The following is an 18,713-nucleotide window of genomic DNA, read 5'->3' as shown; positions in this document are numbered from 1 at the left end:
GGGGTGGATGATGGGGATCGAACCCACGACCACCGGAGCCACAATCCGGGGCTCTACCACTGAGCTACATCCACCACAACTTGATACGCACGGGAATAATCCCGACATCGATACTCTTTTTGGCTTTAGCCTGGTGCGTTTTGGCTTTTAGCCTGGCGCGCCCAGCAGGACTTGAACCTGCAACCTACGGCTTAGAAGGCCGTTGCTCTATCCGGTTGAGCTATGAGCGCTTAATAACGCCGGCACAGACCCAACCTAGAACCGACCCTCGAGAGGATTCGGAGGTTGGTCGGGGTAGAGGGATTTGAACCCCCGACATCCTGCTCCCAAAGCAGGCGCGCTACCAGACTGCGCTATACCCCGTTACTCCGAGACCGCTTGGGCATGGCCAATCGAGCCCGTCGATGCGCAGCGTATTCTACGCATCTTCCTTGCCAGGTCAAGCCCTTACGTTTCACCTCCCGACTTCCTCACGAGAGGGATACATTGACTGCGCCTCCCAGCGTGCGAAAATTGCGCCTCTCTCTAACGCCGCCCGAACGCCGCCCGGCACCGGGCCACTCATGTCAAAGGAACGAGTCGATGACCGCTCAGTTGATCGACGGCAAGGCGATTGCCGCTAACGTCCGCGAACAGGTATCTCGTCAGGTCCAGGCACGCCGCCATGATGGTAAGCGCGCCCCGGGACTCGCGGTCGTCCTCGTTGGCGAAGACCCCGCTTCCGAAGTCTATGTCCGCAACAAGCACCGCGCCTGCGACCAAGCCGGCCTGCATTCGGTGCAACACCAGCTTCCTGCCACGACCACTCAGACGGAACTCGAGGCATTGGTCGACTCGCTGAACGCAGATGCCGACATAGACGGCATCCTGGTACAGCTCCCCCTGCCCGAGCATCTCGACGAACGTCCGATTCTCGAACGCATCCGCCCCGACAAGGATGTCGATGGTTTTCATCCTTACAATCTCGGCCGCCTCGCCCAACGACTCCCCGTGCTGCGTCCTTGTACCCCTAAAGGCATCATGACGCTTTTACAAGAAAGTGGCATTCAGGCACGCGGCTTGGATGCCGTCATCGTCGGCGCCTCCAATATCGTCGGACGCCCCATGGCCATGGAGCTGATGCTGGCGGGTAGTACAACCACTGTTTGCCACCGCTTCACTCGAGATCTCGAATCGCACGTACGCCGTGCCGACTTGCTCATTGTCGCCGTCGGCAAACCCGGACTCGTCAAGGGCGAGTGGGTCAAAGAAGGGGCCGTTGTCATCGACGTGGGCATCAATCGCCAAGCCGATGGCAAGCTCGCGGGCGATGTCGAGTTCACGCCTGCCGCAGAGCGTGCCAGTTTCATTACCCCCGTACCGGGAGGGGTCGGCCCCATGACGGTCGCCTCACTGCTGGAGAACACCCTACATGCCGCCGAACTCCACGACGGCATGCACGCCTGACATACAGACGTTACAATGAATGATGCTACCGAGATCGTGAGAAGGAGTGGATAGATGAGCGATAAAGAAATGAACGTCGAAAGCTTTAACCTCGACCATACAAAGGTCAAAGCACCTTATGTGCGTCTGGCTGGTATCAAGACAGGCGAGCAAGGCGATGCGATTCACAAGTACGACCTGCGCATCTGCCAGCCCAACAAGGCACACATGGAAATGCCCGCGCTGCATTCTCTGGAACACTTGATGGCCGAACTGTCACGCAACCATACCGACAAGGTTCTCGACATCAGCCCCATGGGTTGCCAGACCGGCTTCTATGTATCGTTAATCAACCACGATGATTACGACGACGTGCTTGATCTGCTCGACAAAACTCTCAATGACGTGCTCATCGCCACGGAAGTACCGGCCTGCAACGAAATGCAGTGCGGCTGGGCCGCCAGCCACAGCCTGGAAGGCGCTCAAGCCCTGGCCCGCGACCTGCTGGCCAAGCGCAATGAATGGAACCAGGTGTTCGCCTGATCGAGAAAGAGGCCACACCCCCCATGCGCAAGATCGCCATCATCGGTGCCATGGCCGAGGAGGTCGAACTCCTCGCCTCGCACCTTGAAAACGGCCAGACCCGCCAGCACGCCGGCTCGACCTTTCACACCGGCTACTTGCACGGTGTCGATGTCGTTATCCTTCAATCGGGTATCGGCAAGGTGAATGCCGCCGTTGGCACCACTCAAATGCTCGAGCTTTATAAACCCGACGTGGTCATCAACACCGGCTCGGCGGGCGGCTTCGGTGCCGATCTCGAAGTCGGAAACGTGGTCATCTCCAGCGAGGTGCGCCACCATGACGTCGATGCCGTGGTCTTCGGTTATGAATACGGCCAGGTGCCGCAGATGCCAGCCGCCTATTTCCCCGACCCTCGCCTGGTGAACGTCGCCCGCGAGTGCATCGAGGGGCTCGGCAAGTTGCGCGTCACGGAAGGCCTCATCTGCACGGGTGATGTCTTCATGGCCGATGAGGCCATGGTGGCAAAGGCACGCGAGCGCTTTCCGAGCATGCTGGCCGCCGAGATGGAAGCGGCGGCCATCGCCCAGACGTGCCACCTTTACGACTGTCCGTTCGTCGTCATTCGTGCGCTTTCCGATATTGCCGGCAAGGAGTCCGACCTTTCCTTCAAGGCCTTTATCGATAAAGCCGCCACGCATTCGGCGCTAATGGTCGAAGCCATGGTCAAGCGCCTGGGCACGACATCTTGAGCCAATAACGACACCTGTCGGCAAGAAACAACAAAGCCCGCGACGTTATAGTCGCGGGCTTTGTGTATTGGGCTTCCGATTGACGGAAATCAGCCGCCTTCTATCACCCAGGTCGTGCCTTCGCGGCTATCCTTCAACACAATCCCCAGCGCTGCCAATTCATCGCGTATGCCATCGGCAGTGGCGAAATCCTTGGTCTTCTTGGCCTGCGCTCTCGCCTCGATGCGCGCCTCGATCTCTTCCTCTGTCATCGGCAGTTGTCCCGCCCTCGCCTGCAGGAAATCAGCGGGCGCTTGCTCGAAGAGGCCCAGCACACCGCCCAGGGAGATGAGCTCGTAAGCCAACGCTGGCGCACGTTCCGGGGCCTCCTGCTTGGCGCGGTTCAACTCGCGCGCAAGGTCGAACAACACCGCCAAGGCTTCAGCGGTATTGAAATCGTCATCCATCGCGGCCACGAAACGCTCGCGATGACGCGCGTCCACATCTCCCTCGACCGGCGTGACGCTCTGCAACGCGTTGTAAAATCGCTCCAGAGAACGACGCGCCTCGCCCAGCGCGTCGGGGGCATAATTGATGGGACTGCGGTAGTGGCTGGCCAGAAGCAGATAGCGCACCACTTCAGGAGCATGCACCTCCAGCACCTCGCGAATCGTGAAGAAGTTGCCCAGAGACTTGGACATCTTCTCGTGATCGACACGCACGGCGCCGGCATGCATCCAGGTGTTGACGTAGGCCTGTCCGGTCGCAGCCTCGCTTTGCGCGATCTCGTTTTCATGGTGAGGAAAGACAAGGTCCGGACCACCGCCATGAATATCGAAGGTATCGCCCAAGCAGCACGTCGACATCGCCGAGCATTCGATATGCCAACCCGGTCGCCCCGCGCCCCATGGCGACGACCAACTCTCCTCACCCGGTTTGGCGGCCTTCCACAGCACGAAATCCAGCGGATCTTCCTTCGCGGTCTCGACCTCGACACGCGCCCCGGCACGCATGTCATCGAGATCGCGATTGCTGAGCTTACCGTAGCCCTCGAAGCGGCGCACCCGGTAGTACACGTCGCCGTTGGCGGCCGGATACGCGTACCCCTTGTCGATCAGACGCTGAACCATGGCGACGATGTCATCGACATGCGCCGTGGCACGCGGCTCGCGATCCGGACGCAATACGCCAAGGCGTCCTTCGTCTGCATGCATCGCGTCGATCATTCGTTCGGTCAGCGCCGCAATCGGCTCGCCGTTCTCCTCGGCCCGCTTGAGGATCTTGTCGTCGATGTCGGTGATATTGCGTACGTAATCGACCTCAAAGCCGCGCCAGCGTAGATAGCGCGTGATCATATCGAACGCCACCATGACGCGAGCATGGCCGATATGGCAGTAGTCGTAGACGGTAATCCCGCAGACATACATGCGCACCCGTCCCGCGTCGAGCGGCGTGAACGTTTCCTTGCGTCGCGTCAGCGTGTTGTAGATCTGCACGGTAATCCCCTCTCAGCCTTTCTTCTGCGCCTTGGCCCAACCATCCTTGAGCCCCACCGTACGATTGAAAACGCGTTTGCCATCACGACATTCATGTCGATCGGCGCAGAAATAGCCTACGCGCTCGAACTGGTAGCGGCTTTCAGGTTCGGCATCGGCCAGACTCGGCTCGGCGTAGCCTTCGACGATACGCAGCGACTCAGGGTTCAAATGCTCGAGAAAATCGCCGTCGCGGTCTCGATCCGGCGCCTCGACCTGGAACAGGTTATCGTAGAGACGCACTTCGACGGGCACGGCGTGTGCAGTGCTCACCCAGTGGATGACGCCTTTCACCTTGCGCCCTTCGGGGTTCTTGCCAAGTGTGTCGAGATCGACACTGCAGCGTAGCTCCTGGATCTCGCCGTCGGTGTCTTTAATGACCTCGTCGCAACGAATCACGTAGGCATTGCGCAGACGCACTTCCTTTCCCGGCGCCAAGCGGAAGAACTTCTTGGGCGGCTCCTCCATGAAGTCGTCATGGTCGATCCACACTTCACGCGTCAGCGGCAAGTGGCGCACGCCCATATCATCACGCGCAGGATGGCCGGCCACCTCGAAGGTTTCCTGATGATCCTCGGGGAGGTTGGTCAACACCACCTTGAGCGGCTTGAGCACACACATCGCGCGCGGCGCGTTGTCTTCCAGGTCGGAGCGAATCGCATGGTACAGCATGGCGATGTCTACCATGCCGCCATCGGCGCGCGTCACGCCGATCATCTCGCAGAACTTGCGCACCGAGCCCGGCGTATAGCCACGCCGGCGCATGCCCGAAATCGTCGGCATGCGCGGGTCGTCCCAGCCATCCACGATGCCCTGATCGACCAACAGCTTGAGCTTACGCTTGGAGGTCACCGTGTGCGCGAGATTGAGACGTGCGAATTCGATCTGACGCGGCTTGGCTGGCACCGGGAGGTTCTCGAGAAACCAATCGTAAAGCGGACGGTGATCCTCGAATTCCAGTGTGCAGATGGAGTGCGTTACGCCCTCGATCGCATCCGACTGACCATGCGTGAAATCGTAGGACGGGTAAATCTTCCACTTGTCGCCCGTCTGATGGTGGTGGGCATGTCGAACACGATAAAGGATCGGGTCACGCAGGTTGATGTTGGACGCCGCCATATCGATCTTGGCGCGCAACACCTTTTCGCCCTCGACAAACTCGCCCGTGCGCATGCGCTCAAGCAGATCGAGGTTTTCATCTGGCGTGCGATCACGATACGGACTCGGCGTGCCGGACTCGGTCAAGGTGCCGCGATACTCGCGAATCTCGTCTGGTGACAAATCATCGACGTACGCCTTGCCCTCGCGCACCAAATACTGTGCCCAAGCATACAACTGATCGAAGTAATCCGAGGCATAGCGTACTGCCCCATCCCACTCGAACCCTAACCAAGTGATATCGGCCTTGATGGCGTCGATATAGGCTTGCTCTTCCTTGGCGGGGTTGGTGTCGTCGAAACGCAGATGGCATTGACCACCAAACTGCTCGGCAAGCCCGAAATTCAGACAGATCGACTTGGCGTGGCCGATGTGCAGGAAACCGTTGGGTTCCGGCGGGAACCGAGTGACGATGGTATCCTGGCGACCGGCCTCGATTTCCTCGCGAACCTGATTGCGGATGAAATTCGGGGCGGAGTGGCTATCTACGCTCATGGGCTGTCTAAAGAACCTCTGTTCGTTCGCGAAGTGACCGAAGGGCACGTCAAAGCACTGGCTGGCGCCTCGACACGGTTTCGCCCGCGGGTGCAAAGCCGCTATTATAGCGCGACGCCAGCGCGCGACGCCAAGTCGCGCTCAGTTCTCTATGCCAGGATACGCCCATGATCGTTCTGCAAACCAATTACGGCAGCATTCGTCTGCGCCTCGACCATGAAAACGCGCCCAAGACCGCGGCCAATTTCGAGCAATACGTGCGCGACGGCCATTACGACGACACCCTGTTCCATCGCGTCATTGCCGGCTTCATGGTCCAGGGCGGCGGCTTCGACACCCAGTTCGAGCAAAAGCCCACCCGCGCGCCGATCGACAACGAAGCGGACAACGGCCTGAAAAACGTCAAGGGCAGCGTGTCCATGGCACGTACGCAGGATCCGCATTCCGCCAGCGCGCAATTTTTCATCAACGTCGCCGACAACGACTTCCTCAACCATCGCGACAAGTCCATGCAAGGCTGGGGCTATTGCGTCTTCGCCGAGGTCGCCGAGGGCATGGACGTGGTCGAGAAAATCAAGAATGTCCCCACCACGCGCCGCGGCATGCACGCCGATGTGCCCGCCGAAGACGTCATCCTCGAGCGTGCCTACTTCGAAGACTAATCGTCGCCATCGCCGTGCCCATCGGCACGGCATCTCTCTTGCGCTTCCCTTCTCGCCATGCTCACGAGGACGCCAGCACGATGACCACCTTGCTGATCTCCGACTTGCACCTCCACGCGGGCCAGCCAGACATCGCCCACGGATTTCTGAATTATCTGGAGACCGAGGCGCGCCACGCCGACACGCTCTATCTGCTCGGCGATATCTTCGAAGCCTGGATCGGCGACGACTATCTTGGTGACTTGGAGCGTCAAGTCATCGATGCGCTGAAACGCCTCAGCGACGCCGGCACCCAGATTTATTTCATGCATGGCAATCGCGACTTCCTGGTTGGTAACGCCTTTGCCGATGCCACCGGCGCCACCTTGCTCGATGACCCGAGCCTTGTGACCTTGGGCAACCAGCGTGTACTGCTGATGCACGGCGATAGCCTGTGCACCGGCGATGAGGAGTACATGAAGTTTCGTGCCATGTCGCGAGACCCCGAATGGCAAGCTCAGATTCTCGCCTTGCCCGTCGAGCAACGCCTGGAACTCGCCAAGAGCCTGCGTCTGCAATCCTCGGACGCCAACACGCAAAAAGCCGATGCAATCATGGACGTGACGCCGGCGGAGGTCGAAGAGGTCATGCGCGCGCACGGCGTCACCACACTCATCCACGGTCATACGCACCGCCCGGCGGTACATGACTTCGACCTCGACGGTCAGAGTGCTCGACGCATCGTACTCGGCGACTGGCAGCCTGGCAGCGGCTGGGAAATACGTGTCGAGGACGACGCCGCGCCGCGGCTACGCGAATTCACGATCTGATGACACTGGGCTTGCGATCATGACCGCTCGTGCTGCGGCTCGAAGGCACGATCCAGTTGCAAGCGCCAGCGCACGAGCATTGGGGCGTCGGTCAACGAGACCTGGCCCAGCAATTGGCGGAAGCGTTGCCGCATATCGTCATCATCGGGGTCGACAAGCGTTAGCCAGACTTCGCAGGCGTTGATCTGATGATGCCGATTCTCCTGCTCGCTCGCCACGCGATAGGCTTGTTCGGCCAAGCGACGCACGTCCTGAGGCGCATGCCCAAGGGCGTGGCGAACGCGCACCATTTGTAGGGTCAGCTCCGGCAGATACAACGAATCGCGTTCACGCGCGACCATCAAGCATTGGTCCAGATAGTCCTCGGCCCGAGCATATTCTCCCAACGCCACGCAAGCATCGCCGTACCACAGCAAAGGACGCTGATAACGATCTTGTCCCGTGGCCTCGGTCACCCGCTCCATGCTCTCTTCGAGCAGCTCCAGGCCCTGCGGGTCGCCGCTCATCGCCTTGTACCAGCCGAGAATGCCTTGCGCCGAGTAATGCCAGAGGTGCAGATCCGGCGTCGACGTCACCTCGTGCGCGCGTTGGGCGCGTGTCGCCGCCATGTGCACATGCCCCAACTGGCGATACAACGCCGCGGCGAAAATCAGCGACAGCGCCAACGATCCAGGATGCTTGATCGACTCGGCCAGGCGTATCGCCGCCTCGATCTGTTGTTCGGCACGCAGATAGTCGCCGCGCAGGCACAAGGCCCAAGCATGGTAACAAGCCGCAGCAACCTGCGGATGATCGGAAAACGGCAACCAATCGAGCACCATTGGCTGATGCAGCGGATCGATTTCCTCGAGATGCTCGAAAGCATGGCGCACGCGTCCCGCCCAATATTCGCAATGCGCTCGCGCATAATCCGCCAGGCGCTGATAACGCGGATCGACGAGGCGCTCGGCGAATGCCGACAAGCGCGCCGCCAGGGCAAACGCATCGGCATGTGCATGGCGCTGGCTGCAGCCGACCCATAGCCCCCAAGTCACCAAGAACGGTTGTTCGTCATCCGGTTCGTCGTCTTCGACGCACCGCGCCTCCAGCGCCCCCAACATATCCTTGGCGCGCACGAAGCTCTCATGCGCCGTGGGCGAGCCATGCCCTTCGAGCGCAAAGGCAGCCTGGCCACGCACGGTCAAGAGGCTGATGTGACGCTCTTCCTGCGAGGCGAGATCTTGCAGGCAATCCAGCCCCGAATCGGCCATCTGTAGCGCCGTGCGGTTGGCACTCAGTTTGAGGGCGGCCCGCGCGGCAAGCTCGAAGTAGCGCGCCGCCCGCGCGTGGTCGCCACTGCGACGCAAGTGAGACGCGAAGTATCCCGGATGCTGTCCGATCAAGGCCGGGAAACGTTCCTCAATGAGCGTGACGACCTGGTGATGTAGCCGCTCCCTAATATCGCGAGGACAGGAAAGGTACGCGGCTTCCTGCAACAGCTGATGAACGAACTGGTAGTCGAACGGGCTATCGCCATGGCAGGGCTCGATGATCTCCAGGCGCTGCATATGATCGAGCACCTGCTTGAGACGTGTCTCGCCGAGCCCGGTGCATTCGCGCAGGAAGACGACCCGGAATTGACGCCCGAGCACCGCCGCGACATGTGCCACATCGCGGTCGGCATCGAGCTGCTCGATGCGACTGGAAAGAAGTCCCAGTAACCCGCGTGGCAACTCATCCACCTGGACGCGACGCCCCTCGCGCCGATCCATGTCGAGCCGCCGGCAAATTTCCTGCAAGTAAAGCGGCACTCCGTCGCAACGCTCGATGAGCTGCTCGCGCAAACGCGGGCTGATGTGCAGTCGATAATGCTTGGCCAATTGCACCAGCAAGCGCGACGACTGCATGCTATCCAGACGCCCCAGCACGATGTGCTGGTCCCAATTGAGCCGCACCGACAACGCCTCACGCCCATGGTGGCTCGCAATCAGCATGAAGGGAACATTGATCGGCAGGCGTGCCTGTAATGCCAGCAACACCTTGAGTGAGAGCTCATCCAGCCATTGCAGGTCATCGATGACCAAGGCCAGTGGACGGCTCGTGGTGATGCGCTCTATCAATGAATGGAAGAGTTGCGTGACCGGCTCGAGACTCTCGCCGAGGTCACCGCCATCGCCATCACTCAGTGCGTGGTAAAGCACCTCACGCTGCGAGTCATCCAACGCCGGTTCACTGGCCAACCAAGTGGCCAACGTTGTGCCATCGACATCGCGGTCAAGATGCCAACGCAACAGCGAGCGCACCACCCCGTAAGGCGTCTGGGCCGACAACCGGGTCGTCGGCTGCCAACACAAGGCGATCTCCTGGCTTTGCTCCAGTTGCCGGAAGCTTACCAGCAACGCCGACTTGCCCATTCCCAGCGCACCCTGCACCAGCACGCTCTGGCGCAACCCGATGACCACCCGGGCCAGCGCATCACGCAACTGGCGTAGTGCCGCTTCGCGTCCGATCAGGCTCGGTGGCGTGGCATCGCGCCCGCCTTCGTCGACCCCTAGTACCAACGCACGCAGGCGCACCCGTCCATCGGCGGCTAACAAGCGTGTCGTCAGGCGCGGCTGCAAGTCCAGCGCAGGGGGCATGTGCTGGCTCGCCTCTTGCGAAATCACCAGCTCACTGCCCTGAGCGGCGCTCATGAGCTCGAGCGCTGGTTGCGTCACCTGCCCCAGCGGGTCGGCCAAGCGGCGTTCGGGCAGATACAACCCACGTCCACTGTTGAGACCCGCGGCTAGTTCGAAACGTGGCGCCGGATCGCCCCCCGACCAGTGACGCTGAACCTCTTCGGGTAGCTGACGACGGCAATGCTCGTACAAAGCCACCAGCTCGGCCAATTGGTGCGCCGGTCCATGGGTGCCGAAACAGGCTAGCCCTAGCCCACCGGTAGCGCCAGGCAGCCAGAAGCCGCCCAGCAGATGACACTGTCGCTCCAACCAACGCATCAGCTCTACTTGCAGGAGCAGACAGGCATGTCCTTGAGCACGCTCCTGCCAGTCGCCCTTCAAGTGCAAACGAATCGCCATCACCGAAAGCTGGCGATAGTCAATCTCGCCTTCTCGCACGGGGGCACTATCAAGCGCCACGGCCCGAGAAAAAGCGCCCTGGGGTGATATAGGCGCCGTCGGCTGCGCGCCACCCGACCAGTAGCGCGCCAGCTGTAAAAACTCGGCATCGGGCTGCTGGCCGGACAGTGCCAGCATTTCCAGATAGGCATTGAACTGCTCATGTGCAGCGGCAATTTGTCCCTTTTCGGCTAGCTGGCGAACCAAGCGCTCATGAAAGGGCCCATACCCCGAGAAACGGCTCACCAACTGACGCAATACGTCTTCAGAGACGTCATCGACACCGTCCAATGCATGCTCGATATAGGCGATCATGCGTTGGCGCCATTCGCCGCGCACCTTGACCAGCCAGCGCTGAAAGTCACTGCACTGCGGCAGATGCAGCTCTTCGACCAAGTCACCGCGATACAACGTAAGCAATTCGCCAATGGCCCCAAGTTCGGGCGGCGCCTGCAGCAGCGTCTCAAGGCGACGCACATCCACCACCCAGTGCGATTCCAGTCGCAACTCGATGCTTTGGCGCGAAACCGTCAAGGCCGACTCGGCCTCATCACCGAGACGTTGTCGCAGGCAATGCAAAGCATGGCGCAAATTGGTGCGCCCCGACGATAGGCCTTGATCGGGCCACAGCATTTCCGCCAGTCCAGCACGATTGGCCGCTTGCTCGTTGAGCAACATGTAGACCAACAACGCCTTGACCTTGTCATAGCTGAACTGGGTGAGCGTGGAGCCCCCCACCGTCATCGAAAAATGCCCGAAAAGCGTCAGTCGAGGCGGTACCAGGGTGTCCTGAGTCATCGTCGTCATACCCTGATTGGGTCGGTACCACCGGCGAGCGCGATCACGCTGCCGACGGCACACCGCTGTGGAAACGAAAGCAGGTATCTGGTGCTTCGATCAGTTCACGCTCACGCTCGGCGAAGAACGCGATACGCGGCGCGATATCCTGCGTGGCGTACTGCCGCGCCAGCGCCAGGTAATCTTCGTAATGGCGTCCTTCCGACTTAACCAGAGCGCGATAGAACTTGGCAAGCTCATCATCCAGAAAAGGGATCAGAGACGCGAAACGTTCACAGGAGCGCGCCTCAATGAAAGCGCCGACGATAAGGGTATCGACCAACCGTTGCGGATCGTCCTTACCGACATGCTGCCGCAGCCCGGCTGCATAACGCGAGGCGCTGAGTTGGCGATAGCGCACGCCACGCTCACGCATCAAGGTCACTACCTGCTCGAAATGCAAGAGTTCCTCGCGGGCCAGCTGCGACATCTTGGTCAGCAACTCAGTATGCTCGACATAGCGATACATCAAATTCATCGCCGTGGATGCCGCTTTTTTCTCGCATTGAGCGTGATCTATGAGCAATAGCGACGGATGCGCCAGCGCTGCTTGGACCCAGGCATCCGGGGTCGCGCACGGCAAGAAATTCAAAAGTTCCTGGGGTAGCAAGGCGTTTGCGTCAGTGGACATGGCTTTCTTCTATCAGGTGAGCGGTCATGGAAGTTAAACGGAAGGCTCGATAGGCGCTGTCGTCAGGCGTCGAGGTGCCTCTTGCATCAACGCTGCCTGAAGCGCCGCGTACAAGGCATCGGGCGCAAGGCAAGCGACGCTTGCGTGGCGTCGTAGTCCATAGCGACTCAAATCCTGCATACGCGTACGTCCCACGCGCAACAGTTCTATGGCGCGTGACAACGCAGGCTGCTCGCGGCGAAAGCGAATTCGGTGACGTATCAATTGCGCCTCCAGGCATGCCGGATCGTCGACACACAGGAAGCGCGAGGCAACCCGCACACGCAACGCATCCAATGCCTGCATGCGCGCTGCCCGGGCCTCGGCATCGAGCGCGAACCAGTCGCGAATTTCGTCCTCCGTGCGTTGGCAACCACGGCATACGCGATCACCGACGGTGGTCGAGCACAATCCCACGCATGGCGACTGGATACGCTTTGCCTTGCTCTCATTGGCGACCATCTCACCTCCCCTTTACACCCGAGCTCCCATGGTATCGCAAGCGTCACTACAGCGACCATCATGCATGGGCATGTCTTTGATTATCCTCTCAGCGCCCGGCACAGAAGGCCTTCTTAACATTGTCGACAGTTTCGAGTAGAATCTCGCTGCCTATTTAGACCGGTGACAACCTGCCCCAGGCCGTGTCCGCCGTGCGCGTGCATAGAAGTGTTTATCGCCACGCGCATCGCCCCGCCCTGGTTTCGATGACTGACGAGGGTCCCAACGTGCTTGAAGCCTACCGCCAACATGCCGAGCAACGCGCGCGCGAAGGCGTGCCGTCCCAGCCGCTCAACGCCGAGCAGACCGCCGAACTGGTCGAGTTGCTCAAGGCGCCGCCCGCCGGCGAGGAAGAAACGCTTCTCGAGCTGCTCACCAACCGCGTCCCGCCCGGCGTAGACGAAGCCGCTTACGTCAAGGCCGCCTTTCTGACTGCCATCGCCAAGGGCGAAGCCACGTCGACGCTGATCGACAAGACACATGCGGTCAAGCTGTTGGGCACCATGCAAGGCGGCTACAATATCGCCACCCTGGTCGAACTGCTCGATGACGAGACGCTCGCCCAGGAAGCCGGTGAACAGCTCAAGCACACCCTTCTGATGTTCGATGCCTTCCACGATGTCGCTGAACGGGCCAAGAACGGCAACGCTATCGCGCAAGCCGTGCTCGAATCATGGGCCGAGGCCGAGTGGTTCCTGGCCAAGCCGGCCCCCGCGGAGAAAGTCACGCTGAGCGTGTTCAAGGTGCCGGGCGAAACCAACACCGATGATCTTTCCCCCGCCCCGGATGCCTGGTCGCGCCCCGATATCCCGCTACATGCCAACGCCATGCTCAAGAACCCGCGCGAGGGCATCACACCGGAAGCGCCGGGCAGCAAGGGTCCTATCGCGCAGATCGACGAGGTCAAAGCGAAAGGCTTCCCGGTCGCCTATGTCGGCGATGTCGTGGGTACCGGATCATCGCGCAAGTCGGCTACCAACTCCGTGCTTTGGTTCTTCGGCGACGACATTCCCAACGTACCTAACAAGCGTGCCGGCGGGTTCGTGTTCGGCAGCAAGATCGCCCCGATTTTCTTCAACACCATGGAAGATGCCGGCGCCCTGCCCATCGAAATGGACGTTTCCCAGCTCGAAATGGGCGATGTCATCGATGTCTACCCCTATGAAGGCAAGGTGACACGGCACGACAGCGACGAGATCGTCTCTACTTTCGAGCTCAAGACGCAGGTGATCCTCGACGAAGTCCGCGCCGGGGGCCGCATTCCGTTGATCGTGGGCCGTGGCCTGACCGAAAAGGCGCGTAACGAACTTGGCCTCGGCACCTCCGACATCTTCCGTAAGCCGGAACAACCGGTCGATACCGGCAAGGGCTTCACCTTGGCGCAGAAGATGGTCGGCAAGGCCTGCGGCATGGGCGGCGTACGCCCGGGCATGTACTGCGAGCCCAAGATGACGACCGTCGGTTCGCAGGACACCACCGGCCCGATGACCCGCGACGAGCTCAAGGACCTGGCCTGCCTCGGCTTCCAAGCCGACCTGGTAATGCAGTCCTTCTGTCACACGGCGGCTTACCCGAAGCCGGTCGATGTCGAGACCCATCACACCCTGCCTGACTTCATCATGAACCGTGGCGGCGTTTCGCTGCGCCCGGGTGACGGCATCATCCACTCGTGGCTCAACCGCATGCTGTTGCCAGACACCGTCGGTACCGGCGGCGACTCCCATACCCGCTTCCCGATGGGAATCTCCTTCCCGGCAGGCTCGGGCCTGGTGGCCTTCGCGGCGGCCACCGGCGTCATGCCGCTGGATATGCCGGAGTCTGTACTGGTGCGCTTCAAGGGCAAACGCCAGCCCGGCATCACGCTGCGCGACCTGGTGCATGCGATTCCCTATTACGCCATTCAGGACGGATTGTTGACCGTCGAGAAGTCGAACAAGCAGAACTTCTTCTCGGGCCGCATTCTGGAAATCGAAGGCCTCGAGGATCTCACCGCCGAGCAGGCGTTCGAGCTCTCCGACGCTTCCGCCGAACGCAGCGCCGCTGGCTGCACGATCACTCTGGGCGAGGAGCGGGTCGCCGAGTATCTGAACTCCAACGTCACTCTGCTCAAGTGGATGATCAGCAATGGCTACGGCGACGCCCGCACGCTGGAGCGCCGCATACAGGCCATGGAAGAATGGCTGGCCGACCCCAGCCTGATGCGCGCCGATGCCGACGCCGAGTATGCCGCCGTGATCGAGATCGACATGAGCGAACTCGACCAGCCCGTGCTGTGCGCGCCCAACGACCCTGACGACGCGCGCCTGCTCTCCGATGTCGCCGGCGAGCAGATCGACGAAGTCTTCATCGGCTCGTGCATGACCAACATCGGCCACTTCCGCGCCGCCGGCAAACTGCTCGAAAAACAGCCCCCCGGCAGCCTGAAAACCCGCCTGTGGCTTGCACCGCCCACCAAGATGGACCAACATCAATTGACGGAAGAGGGCTACTACGGCATTTACGGGCGCGCCGGCGCACGCATGGAAATGCCGGGCTGCTCGCTGTGCATGGGCAACCAGGCACGCGTGGCGCCCAAGTCCACCGTGGTTTCGACCTCCACGCGCAACTTCCCTAACCGTCTGGGCGATGGCGCGAATGTCTATCTGGCCTCCGCCGAGCTGGCCGCCATCGCGGCCGTCGAGGGACGTTTGCCGACCGTCGAAGAGTACAAAGGTTACATGAGTGAGTTCAACGCCATGGCGGGTGAAATCTACCGCTACATGAACTTCCATGAAATCGAAGAGTTCCAGAACGCGGCCGCGAACGTGATTCCGGTCGCCGAGGAAGCCTGACCACTCGTCTCCAATGCTCGCCTATTGAGGAAGAGTGCAGGTCACCGAAACGCCCCGCCACTGCGGGGCGTTTTTTATGGTGTCGCCATGTACCAACGTTCATGTACGTTTTTTAACACTGTTCGCCTTGTCAGTGAGCCGGACAAACGCTTAGATATGAAACGCTCGTTCGCGCCCCATTCCATACGGGTATGGGACGAGACGGCAGGATGCCATGACATTCCGACCGCCCAGTGTCGCGCCTCGAGGCCGGCACACCAGGATACGTCGTGATGAGAAAATCAAGGAGAACACCATGCAACTCAAGGCTTTGATCACCGCTTCCGTGGCCACGTCGAGTCTTCTCGTCCTCGCTCCCAACGCCATGGCCGCTCCCAGCCCCGAAGGCTTGTACTTCGGCGTCGGGACCGGCTTCAGCTCGCTGGAAAACGATGACGATGATGTTGACGATTTCATCGAGTCGGGTAGCGAGGACTTCGATGTCGACGATGACGACAACAGCTTCAAGGGCTTCGTCGGCTACAACTTCAACCGCTACTTCGCCACTGAGGCGTTCTATGCGGACCTCGGACGTGTCGAGCTCAAGGGCAACGACACGGCCAATACCGACCTCGAGTCAGAAGCCTACGGCGTCAGTCTCGTCGGCAAGCTGCCCATCACGAATTGGTTCGAGCTTTTCGCCAAGGCAGGCATGGCGAAGTGGGAAACCGACGTTGACGGTAATCTCGGTGGCGCCAGCACCGACCTGAAGGACAACGATGGCGTGGACCCGGTCTACGGCGCCGGCGCGCAATTCAACTTCACCCCTTTCCTAGTCCGCGCTGAATACGAGCGCTACGACTTCGACAGCGACTACCAGGTGGATTCCTTCACCGCATCCGTGGGCTGGCAGTTCTAAACAACGCCTCGTCGTGCACCGCTGTACAAGACGCCGGGCCCCGCTCGGCGTCTTCCTGTCATTTTGCTAGTTCTTCTTCCCCCAAGGCCGCAATGGCGCAACGTATAAGGCATGGCATGATGACATCTGTTCCAGCGAACGCCGCACAGGCGAGGAGACAGCATGCCCACTATCATCACCCCCGATCTCTGTGACGCCTATCCCGACGTCAAGGTGATCGAGCCATCGTTGGTCAATGTCGGCGGACACGACGCCTTCCATGGGCCGGTACGCACGGTCAAGTGCTTCGAGGACAATTCGCGTGTCAAGGAAGCAGTCAACGACCCCGGCGATGGCGCCGTTCTGGTCGTCGACGGCGGCGGCTCTTGGCGTTGCGCACTGCTAGGCGACATGTTGGCGGCCAAAGCCGTCGACAACGGCTGGGCCGGTATCATCGTTAATGGCTGCGTGCGCGATATCGACATCCTCAACGAGACTCCAATCGGCATCCAGGCGCTTGGCACGCATCCCCGCAAGAGCGAGAAACGCGGCGAAGGCCAGCGCGATATTCCCATCACTTTCGGCGGCGTGACGATCGCACCGGGGCAGTGGCTTTACGCGGACAACAACGGAATCGTGATTGCCCATGAGCCGTTAACGCTAGATGACTGATAGCGCTGCTATTTGCCAGTAGCGAGCGGCGATGCGAGGCTTGCAATGTCCTGATAGGAAACGAAGGAGTTGTCATGCTCGCCACCCGCACGTTGCTGGGTGACATTGCGACCCAATTGCGCGCTCAGGGACGAGCGCTACTGGTTTTTCACCTATTCTTCACCGTCCTCGCCACGGCCGTATTGGTGCCGTTGACGACTTGGACCCTGACCAGTCTGCTGCATGCCTTTCATCAGCAGGCGCTCAGCAATGCCCAGATCGCCGACATGGCGCTTTCCCCTTTGGGCCTTGCCTGGGGTCTCGTGGCACTGGGCCTGAGTTTTCTGCTGATCTTCCTGCAGCAAAGCGGCATGATGCGGTTGGTCGCCGCGCCCGGGCCGGGGCGCTACCGGGCGACGATGAACACACTGTGGCAAATCGGTCGCCGCTTTCCGAGTATCGCCGGGCTCACATTCCTTCAGGTCGGCGCCCACTTGCTGCTCGTCGCCCCGTTCGTGCTGCTGATCGCCTATTGCTACGACGCCTTGCTCGGCGATGCCGAGCTCTACGTCGTGATGCGCATGAAGCCCCCCGCCTTATGGTATTTCGCCACACTCAGCGGCGGCCTCGCGCTCATCGCACTGTGGTGTCAGGCATGGCTCTATGCGCGCTGGTTCTTGGCGCTACCCGCCCTGGTGTTGGACCGACTGTCCCCTCTCCAGGCGCTAGCACGCAGTCGTACGCTCACACGGGGGCGGCACGCGCGCATCACGGCTCTGGCACTAACATTCGCTCTGAGTGTCGCCACGCTGCCGGTCCTGTTCAGCATCCTATTCAATAGTCTGGCATCGCCGCTGATCAGCCACCTTCCGGATCGTATCTCGCTGCTGATTCCAGTCATGCTGGTCTACGTGGCGGCCTATACGCTTTCGATCATCGCCGTGACGTTTCTGGGGGTCGCGGCCAATAGTCTGCTGGTGGCCAATCTCTACCGACGTTTGGGGGGTGGCATGCTCGGTGTCGCGGACTCGCCGGCACCTACGCAGTCGGGCTGGTGGGCTTGGACCGCCGAGGCCGTCTTGCTGGTCTTTGCGCTGCTCCAAGCGGGATGGGTGCTGGGAGACTTCCAACTGCGCGACGATGTCACCGTCACCGCCCATCGCGGCAGTTCGATGGCGGCACCGGAAAACACTCTAGCGGCGATGCGCCAGGCCATTCAGGAAGGCGCCGACTATCTTGAGCTGGACGTCAGGCTGTTGCGCGACGGCAATGTCGTCCTCTCTCACGACCGCACGCTGGAACGTCTCACCGGTCAGGCACTGAATATCAACGACCTGACGCTAGAAGAAACGCGCGATATCGATATCGGCAGCTGGTTCGGTGATGACTTTTCCGATGAACGCTTGGCAACGCTCGATCAGGTGATTGGCCTGGCACATGGCAAGTCGCGCCTATACGTCGAGCTCAAGCCCACCCCAGGCAACGAGCAGGCGCTCATCGAAGCAGTCGTCGAACGTTTACGGCGTTACGGCATCGCCGACAGCGCAGTCATCGCGTCGTTATCGCCGACGGTGATTCGCGACGTCGAAGAATACGCCCCCGATATCGATACCACGTTGTTCGTTCAATTCCTGCTGCCCGGCGCTCTGACCTCGACCCCGGCCGATATCATCGGCCTGCGTCATACCCGTGCCGATGCCGGTACCGTCAGCATGGTGCATGACAGCAGCCGCGAATTGCACGTCTGGACCGTCAACAGTGCCCGTGACATGTCACGCTACATCGATATGGGCGTCGACAACATCATCACCGACCGCCCCGCGACGCTGATCGATTTGCTTACCGAACGCGCCAGCCTCAGCGATGGCGAATTGCTACTACTCAAACTGCGCAACTGGCTGCATCAGTAACGCA

At 60.7% G+C, this 18,713-nt stretch carries 14 protein-coding genes and 3 tRNA genes; 9 read left to right on the top strand and 8 right to left on the bottom strand.

The window, feature by feature from the left end:
* Positions 1–2 precede the first annotated feature (2 nt).
* The 3 genes from LUN51_RS16465 to LUN51_RS16455 all read right to left on the bottom strand — a co-directional run bounded on the left by LUN51_RS16465 (position 3) and on the right by LUN51_RS16455 (position 363).
* Positions 3–74: transfer RNA gene (locus LUN51_RS16465), tRNA-His, on the bottom strand.
* A 79-nt stretch (positions 75–153) separates the two neighbouring features.
* Positions 154–230 (bottom strand) — tRNA-Arg (locus tag LUN51_RS16460).
* 56 nt (positions 231–286) lie between these two features.
* Positions 287–363, bottom strand: a tRNA-Pro gene (locus LUN51_RS16455).
* Between the two features lie 219 nt (positions 364–582).
* Between LUN51_RS16455 and folD the strand changes: the two genes are divergently transcribed.
* The 3 genes from folD to mtnN are packed head-to-tail and all read left to right on the top strand — an operon-like array spanning position 583 to position 2,699.
* Complete coding sequence (gene folD / locus LUN51_RS16450) at positions 583–1,446, top strand: bifunctional methylenetetrahydrofolate dehydrogenase/methenyltetrahydrofolate cyclohydrolase FolD (RefSeq protein ID WP_277812101.1); 864 nt, start codon at positions 583–585, stop codon at positions 1,444–1,446.
* Positions 1,447–1,500: 54 nt separating this feature from the next.
* Positions 1,501–1,968: an S-ribosylhomocysteine lyase gene (locus LUN51_RS16445; protein ID WP_277812100.1), complete on the top strand. Its 468-nt coding sequence runs from the start codon at positions 1,501–1,503 to the stop codon at positions 1,966–1,968.
* A 23-nt stretch (positions 1,969–1,991) separates the two neighbouring features.
* Entirely contained in the window at positions 1,992–2,699 is a 708-nt protein-coding gene (gene mtnN / locus LUN51_RS16440; protein ID WP_277812102.1) for a 5'-methylthioadenosine/S-adenosylhomocysteine nucleosidase, read from the top strand.
* 89 nt (positions 2,700–2,788) lie between these two features.
* On the opposite strand, the gene cysS is transcribed toward mtnN, so the two are convergent.
* Together cysS and LUN51_RS16430 are read right to left on the bottom strand one after the other, a co-directional pair.
* Positions 2,789–4,174 (bottom strand): cysteine--tRNA ligase, encoded by a 1,386-nt coding sequence (cysS, locus tag LUN51_RS16435; RefSeq protein ID WP_277812099.1) that lies wholly within the window; start codon positions 4,172–4,174, stop codon positions 2,789–2,791.
* Between the two features lie 12 nt (positions 4,175–4,186).
* Entirely contained in the window at positions 4,187–5,866 is a 1,680-nt protein-coding gene (locus tag LUN51_RS16430; RefSeq protein WP_277812098.1) for a glutamine--tRNA ligase/YqeY domain fusion protein, read from the bottom strand.
* Between the two features lie 167 nt (positions 5,867–6,033).
* Between LUN51_RS16430 and LUN51_RS16425 the strand changes: the two genes are divergently transcribed.
* Both LUN51_RS16425 and LUN51_RS16420 read left to right on the top strand, forming a co-directional pair.
* Positions 6,034–6,528: a peptidylprolyl isomerase gene (locus LUN51_RS16425; protein WP_277812097.1), complete on the top strand. Its 495-nt coding sequence runs from the start codon at positions 6,034–6,036 to the stop codon at positions 6,526–6,528.
* Positions 6,529–6,608: 80 nt separating this feature from the next.
* Positions 6,609–7,337, top strand: a complete 729-nt coding sequence (locus LUN51_RS16420) for a UDP-2,3-diacylglucosamine diphosphatase (protein ID WP_277812096.1) — start codon at positions 6,609–6,611, stop codon at positions 7,335–7,337.
* Positions 7,338–7,354: 17 nt separating this feature from the next.
* On the opposite strand, the gene LUN51_RS16415 is transcribed toward LUN51_RS16420, so the two are convergent.
* The 3 genes from LUN51_RS16415 to LUN51_RS16405 are packed head-to-tail and all read right to left on the bottom strand — an operon-like array spanning position 7,355 to position 12,401.
* Positions 7,355–11,230 (bottom strand): AAA family ATPase, encoded by a 3,876-nt coding sequence (locus LUN51_RS16415; RefSeq protein WP_277812095.1) that lies wholly within the window; start codon positions 11,228–11,230, stop codon positions 7,355–7,357.
* A 43-nt stretch (positions 11,231–11,273) separates the two neighbouring features.
* Complete coding sequence (locus tag LUN51_RS16410) at positions 11,274–11,900, bottom strand: tRNA-(ms[2]io[6]A)-hydroxylase (RefSeq protein WP_277812094.1); 627 nt, start codon at positions 11,898–11,900, stop codon at positions 11,274–11,276.
* Between the two features lie 33 nt (positions 11,901–11,933).
* The gene (locus LUN51_RS16405; protein WP_277812093.1) at positions 11,934–12,401 is read right to left on the bottom strand and encodes a DUF1289 domain-containing protein; all 468 of its coding nucleotides are present in this window, start codon (positions 12,399–12,401) and stop codon (positions 11,934–11,936) included.
* Positions 12,402–12,667: 266 nt separating this feature from the next.
* On the opposite strand from LUN51_RS16405, the gene acnB reads away from it, so the two are divergent.
* The 4 genes from acnB (at position 12,668) to LUN51_RS16385 (ending at position 18,709) form a co-directional block, all read left to right on the top strand.
* On the top strand, positions 12,668–15,271 hold the full coding sequence (acnB, locus tag LUN51_RS16400; RefSeq protein WP_277812092.1) for a bifunctional aconitate hydratase 2/2-methylisocitrate dehydratase: 2,604 nt from the start codon (positions 12,668–12,670) through the stop codon (positions 15,269–15,271).
* 295 nt (positions 15,272–15,566) lie between these two features.
* Positions 15,567–16,169 carry a porin family protein gene (locus tag LUN51_RS16395; RefSeq protein ID WP_040241531.1) on the top strand — a complete coding sequence of 201 codons (603 nt, stop codon included), beginning with the start codon at positions 15,567–15,569 and terminating at the stop codon, positions 16,167–16,169.
* Between the two features lie 162 nt (positions 16,170–16,331).
* Entirely contained in the window at positions 16,332–16,820 is a 489-nt protein-coding gene (rraA, locus tag LUN51_RS16390) for a ribonuclease E activity regulator RraA (RefSeq protein WP_040241532.1), read from the top strand.
* Between the two features lie 74 nt (positions 16,821–16,894).
* On the top strand, positions 16,895–18,709 hold the full coding sequence (locus tag LUN51_RS16385) for a glycerophosphodiester phosphodiesterase (protein WP_277812091.1): 1,815 nt from the start codon (positions 16,895–16,897) through the stop codon (positions 18,707–18,709).
* The last annotated feature ends 4 nt before the right edge of the window (positions 18,710–18,713 follow it).

Origin of the sequence: Chromohalobacter canadensis (genome assembly GCF_029544075.1) — a bacterium.
GTDB classification, from domain to species: domain Bacteria; phylum Pseudomonadota; class Gammaproteobacteria; order Pseudomonadales; family Halomonadaceae; genus Chromohalobacter; species Chromohalobacter canadensis_A.
This window is presented reverse-complemented; position numbering and strand designations above follow the sequence as displayed.